General features: G+C 47.4%; 5 protein-coding genes. 3 read left to right on the forward strand and 2 right to left on the reverse strand.

Annotated elements, in window-relative coordinates:
- Window positions 1-727, forward strand: a 727-nt coding sequence (locus tag B4H10_RS03795; protein ID WP_292018209.1) for a TetR/AcrR family transcriptional regulator, incomplete at its 5' end; no start/stop codon positions are given.
- A gap of 8 nt (window positions 728-735) precedes the next feature.
- On the opposite strand, the gene B4H10_RS03800 is transcribed toward B4H10_RS03795, so the two are convergent.
- Both B4H10_RS03800 and B4H10_RS03805 read right to left on the reverse strand, forming a co-directional pair.
- On the reverse strand, window positions 736-1,278 hold the full coding sequence (locus tag B4H10_RS03800; RefSeq protein ID WP_292018210.1) for a winged helix-turn-helix transcriptional regulator: 543 nt from the start codon (window positions 1,276-1,278) through the stop codon (window positions 736-738).
- 50 nt (window positions 1,279-1,328) lie between these two features.
- Window positions 1,329-2,114, reverse strand: coding sequence for a LuxR C-terminal-related transcriptional regulator (locus B4H10_RS03805; protein ID WP_159897819.1), 786 nt, complete (start codon window positions 2,112-2,114; stop codon window positions 1,329-1,331).
- A 344-nt stretch (window positions 2,115-2,458) separates the two neighbouring features.
- Between B4H10_RS03805 and B4H10_RS03810 the strand changes: the two genes are divergently transcribed.
- Both B4H10_RS03810 and B4H10_RS03815 read left to right on the forward strand, forming a co-directional pair.
- Window positions 2,459-3,058 carry a thiamine phosphate synthase gene (locus B4H10_RS03810; RefSeq protein ID WP_113856407.1) on the forward strand — a complete coding sequence of 200 codons (600 nt, stop codon included), beginning with the start codon at window positions 2,459-2,461 and terminating at the stop codon, window positions 3,056-3,058.
- Window positions 3,059-3,074: 16 nt separating this feature from the next.
- The gene (locus B4H10_RS03815) at window positions 3,075-3,596 is read left to right on the forward strand and encodes a cysteine hydrolase family protein (protein WP_170087111.1); all 522 of its coding nucleotides are present in this window, start codon (window positions 3,075-3,077) and stop codon (window positions 3,594-3,596) included.
- Window positions 3,597-3,603 lie beyond the last annotated feature (7 nt).

Below are 3,603 nucleotides of genomic sequence, written 5' to 3' on the forward strand. Positions count from 1 at the left end.
TTCGATTTTCATTTTCCGTGCCTCCTTAGCAATATATAGAACTTGTTCGATATTGCAATTATACACAGGGCAGTATATAATGTCAATGGAAATAGAGCGTGTTCTAAAAATAATCTTAAAGAAGGTAAGCGACATGAAAAAATGTGGTCGTCCTCCTAAAAAGGACAATCCCGAAGAAAATAAGGAAAAAATCATAGCTGCGGCCATAGCCATTATCGAGGAACAAGGCGCGGACTGTATCACGGTGCGACGTGTCTGCGAGAAAGCGGATATTGCCACGGGAACATTTTATTATCACTTCCGTAATAAGGATGACCTGATGATGCACTTTGTGCGAGGGCTCTCCTTCGAGACAGTCGAACTTACGGCTCCAACTTCCGATATTGCCGGACGCATAGCAGAACTGTATATGCTCCTTATCCGAAAGTACATGAACCTTGGCATAGCTTTTATGCGTAGTTTTTACACGCCGGACAATCAGGCACTCCACACCTATATGGGAGAAAAAGACGGGAAGTTTGCCGCTGGAACGGTCATGGCCAGATGTGAGCGGGAACTTGTCACGGCACAGGCAGAAGGCTGCATACAAAAAAATGCAGATATCCACCAAATGAGCGCGGATATCTGCACGATTGTAAAGGGCTGTATCTTCGAGTGGTGTCTCAGCGAGGGCAAGATGAAGCTGGAAATGGCTGTTCAACGGATGTTAAAAACTTATCTTGCCTAAAAAACAGCTCATTCCAAACTATACTCCTTCGGCCCTTCAGCATAGCTGAACGTCCGTATCTTCTTGATATTGATGTGAAACACCTTGAACAACGGATTAGTCGGCTCCTGATACATCTTTTTCAGCATGGGCAGGATTTGGAAGGCTCTTTCCTTGTATTCCATATTTTCCTCAAAAACCACATCCCCGTTGAAGGACATGACAGGAGAAAACTTGTTTTCAATGCAGAAAGAGGCTTTAGGTGTGCCGGTCAGCTGCTTATAGACAGGCTTTTGTGCTCCTGCGCAAAAATAGAATTCCTTGCGCAGAATCCCTTCTTTTACCAACCGCTCCACAAAGCGAGTACAGGTAGATGGTGCGATGTCCAATTTTTCGGCAAGTTCACTTTGGGTAATGCCATCGTATTGATTAACAACCACAAGCATATACACATAGGGAACACCAATCCCCAAGTCCTTAAAGGCATCCTCTGCCTTTTTGCGCAGGATATTGGACAATCTGTTGGATGTGAAGAACAGACATTTGGTCAAAATAGACTCATCTGTATTCATAAAAAAACTCTGCACGATATCTACCGTGCAGAGGCTGATTCCCTATGTACTTATTCCCGGGCCCGTTCCCACGTTCGTATGGCTTCCATAAGCTGCAGGCGGCTGCTGACGCCCAGCTTGGCAAAAATATTGTGCAGATGTTTTTTTGTTGTACACTGGCTGATGACCAGATGACGGCTGATATCTTCCGTCGAATACTGCTTCATGACCAGGCTGGCAATCTCACTTTCCCGGGGAGTCAGCCCCATAGCTATCAGTTGGCTTTCTTCCTGATCTTTTTCGTGCTGCTGCACCTGGCATTCCTTCCGTTCCCTGCGCAAGCGGATAGCCAGATGATCTTTCAGCCGGTCCAGTATTTCCATTTCGTTATCGGTAAAATCCCGCTGCCGGTCCGTCCGGTAGAGGACGACTTCTCCCAGCAGTTTCCGATCATCGGCCAGGACGATGCCGCTATAAAAGCTGACTTCATTGGGGAGAAGAAATGATTTCCGGACTTCTGTCACCGAGTCTGTCACCTCTTCATCCGGCGTGACCAGGTCACTGCTGCGATAGGCCATGGTGCGGCGCAGGCTGATGACGCGGCGGCAAATGCCGTTCGTATTGATCAACCGGCCATAAGCCTTGACAATCTCCGGATTCATGTGGATACAGAAAGGAGACTGCAACACCAGAAGACCGCCCGTTTCCTCATGAAACAGAAAAAAAGCGGCCCGTTCAAACGGTACGATATTCCGCAATGCCTCCAAAAAATACCGCTGCATGTCCCGGATCGTATCCGTACCGTGGATCAGCAGGGATAATTCGTTGATTCCCAGCCATTCTGAATTTGTTAACATACTGCCACCTTCCATCCGCCATCACCCGTCCTCCAGGGGGTCCGGTGAAAAAGTAATGCGTCTTTACTCATGTTGCCGTCGCATATTGTCGCATATTATATATACTTATTATATAATGATTATGCAAAAAAATAAAGTTTATTCCTTGCATTTCATTTTGATATTAATGGATGTTTATTCCATAAATGCATTAATTTATCGTAATTCAGCAACGATTTTTTCCTTTTTTTATGCCTTATCGTCATAATATAGCTGAGAATTTATTGATAGTTAAGAGAAATAAATGTATAATGATATATATTGTTAACAGTTGAGATAACGTTAAAAGACAAGGGTGATATATTGTGTTGAAATTGATTGCTGTAACAAACCGTGCGCTATGCAAACAAAATTACTGGGATCATATGGAACAAGTAGCAGCTTCTGATATCGACAGCATTATTTTGCGCGAAAAAAATCTCGACGAAGAAGAATACACAAATTATGCCAAAAAAATGCAGCGGCTCTGTAATCTGCATCAGAAACAGTGTATCCTCAGTTACTTTGGCCGCGTCGGTGTCAAACTCCACATCCCCCGTTTCCAATGTTCGCTGGACTATTTGCAGTCCCACACGGCGATTACCTATTATATGACCAGCCTGGGAGTTTCTGTACACAGCGCGGAAGAAGCCCGTCTGGCCGAAGAACTGGGAGCCCATTACATCATCGCCAGCCACGTGCTGCCCACGCCGTGCAAGCCGGCCCAGCCGCCTATCGGCCTCCAGGAACTGCGCAATATTACCAGTGCCGTACACGTTCCGGTCTATGCTCTGGGCGGTATAACACCGGAAACGCTGCCACAGCTGGCCGGTATCCCCATCGCCGGCGTCTGCGTCATGACCGGACTCATGACCTGTGATGATGTGCCGGCATACGTGCAGAAGCTGCGTCAGACAATGCAGTAGAAAGGATGTCCTATTCATGAAACAAGCTTATATTATCATCGATATGCAGAATGATTTCATCGACGGGGCCCTGGGTACGAAAGAAGCACCGCTCATCATACCGCGCATCGAAGCCCTTCTTCAGGCTGCCAAAAAAGACGAAACGCACCAGACGGATTTCATCTTCACCCAGGATACACATGGCGAAGACTATATGGATACGCAGGAAGGACGTAAACTCCCCGTTCCCCATTGCATCCGCGATACCCACGGCTGGCAGATCTGCCGGGACCTTCTGCCGTACACGCTCATGGCACCGGTCCTGGAAAAACCGACTTTCGGCTGCACCCAGCTCGTCGAAGAAGCGGCACCATACGATCGCCTGGTCCTCATGGGGCTCTGCACGGATATCTGCGTCATATCCAATGCCATGCTCCTAAAAGCCTATTTCCCGGAAAAGGAAATCGCCGTCCGGAGTGACTGCTGTGCCGGCGTTACACCGGAAAGCCACGCCGAAGCCCTGCGCGCTATGAAGCGTTGCCATATCGATATTATCTGATTATGCC

This window comes from Megasphaera sp. UBA4382, assembly GCF_002391155.1.
Taxonomy (GTDB): domain Bacteria; phylum Bacillota; class Negativicutes; order Veillonellales; family Megasphaeraceae; genus Megasphaera; species Megasphaera hexanoica.

Coding starts and splice junctions, on each gene's coding strand:
- B4H10_RS03800 (WP_292018210.1), bottom strand. CDS start 1,278: ATGAATACAGATGAGTCTATTTTGACCAAATGTCTGTTCTTCACATCC.
- B4H10_RS03805 (WP_159897819.1), bottom strand. CDS start 2,114: ATGTTAACAAATTCAGAATGGCTGGGAATCAACGAATTATCCCTGCTG.
- B4H10_RS03815 (WP_170087111.1), top strand. CDS start 3,075: ATGAAACAAGCTTATATTATCATCGATATGCAGAATGATTTCATCGAC.